1 rRNA gene is annotated in these 1,425 nt (G+C 52.4%); it reads right to left on the bottom strand.

Features of this window, described 5'->3' with window-relative positions:
• Nucleotides 1–23: 23 nt before the first annotated feature.
• Nucleotides 24–1,425: ribosomal RNA gene (locus ABLV07_RS16360) — 23S ribosomal RNA — on the bottom strand; the annotation flags it as partial.

Below are 1,425 nucleotides of genomic sequence, written 5' to 3'. Positions count from 1 at the left end.
CGCCAAAACACCTTCGGCGTTGTAAGGTTAAGCCTCACGGTTCATTAGTATCGGTTAGCTCAACGTATCGCTACGCTTACACACCCGACCTATCAACGTCATCGTCTTTAACGTTCCTTCAGGAGACTTAAAGTCTCAGGGAGAACTCATCTCGGGGCAAGTTTCGTGCTTAGATGCTTTCAGCACTTATCTCTTCCGCATTTAGCTACCGGGCAATGCCATTGGCATGACAACCCGAACACCAGTGATGCGTCCACTCCGGTCCTCTCGTACTAGGAGCAGCCCCCCTCAATTCTCCAGCGCCCACGGCAGATAGGGACCGAACTGTCTCACGACGTTCTAAACCCAGCTCGCGTACCACTTTAAATGGCGAACAGCCATACCCTTGGGACCTACTTCAGCCCCAGGATGTGATGAGCCGACATCGAGGTGCCAAACACCGCCGTCGATATGAACTCTTGGGCGGTATCAGCCTGTTATCCCCGGAGTACCTTTTATCCGTTGAGCGATGGCCCTTCCATTCAGAACCACCGGATCACTATGACCTGCTTTCGCACCTGCTCGCGCCGTCACGCTCGCAGTCAAGCTAGCTTATGCCATTGCACTAACCTCCTGATGTCCGACCAGGATTAGCTAACCTTCGTGCTCCTCCGTTACTCTTTGGGAGGAGACCGCCCCAGTCAAACTACCCACCAGACACTGTCCGCAACCCCGATTAGGGGCCAACGTTAGAACATCAAACATTAAAGGGTGGTATTTCAAGGTTGGCTCCACGCAGACTGGCGTCCACGCTTCAAAGCCTCCCACCTATCCTACACATCAAGGCTCAATGTTCAGTGTCAAGCTATAGTAAAGGTTCACGGGGTCTTTCCGTCTTGCCGCGGGTACACTGCATCTTCACAGCGAGTTCAATTTCACTGAGTCTCGGGTGGAGACAGCCTGGCCATCATTACGCCATTCGTGCAGGTCGGAACTTACCCGACAAGGAATTTCGCTACCTTAGGACCGTTATAGTTACGGCCGCCGTTTACCGGGGCTTCGATCAAGAGCTTCTCCTTACGGATAACCCCATCAATTAACCTTCCGGCACCGGGCAGGCGTCACACCGTATACGTCCACTTTCGTGTTTGCACAGTGCTGTGTTTTTAATAAACAGTTGCAGCCAGCTGGTATCTTCGACTGATTTCAGCTCCACCCGCAGGGGCTTCACCTACATATCAGCGTGCCTTCTCCCGAAGTTACGGCACCATTTTGCCTAGTTCCTTCACCCGAGTTCTCTCAAGCGCCTTGGTATTCTCTACCTGACCACCTGTGTCGGTTTGGGGTACGATTTAATGTTACCTGATGCTTAGAGGCTTTTCCTGGAAGCAGGGCATTTGTTACTTCAGCACCGTAGTGCCTCGTCATCACACCTCAGCGTTAAAA

Source organism: Klebsiella sp. CN_Kp097 (genome assembly GCF_040064495.1).
GTDB lineage: Bacteria > Pseudomonadota > Gammaproteobacteria > Enterobacterales > Enterobacteriaceae > Klebsiella > Klebsiella aerogenes.
Note: the sequence above shows the minus strand (reverse complement) of the source record. Positions and strands in the feature narration are given on the sequence as shown.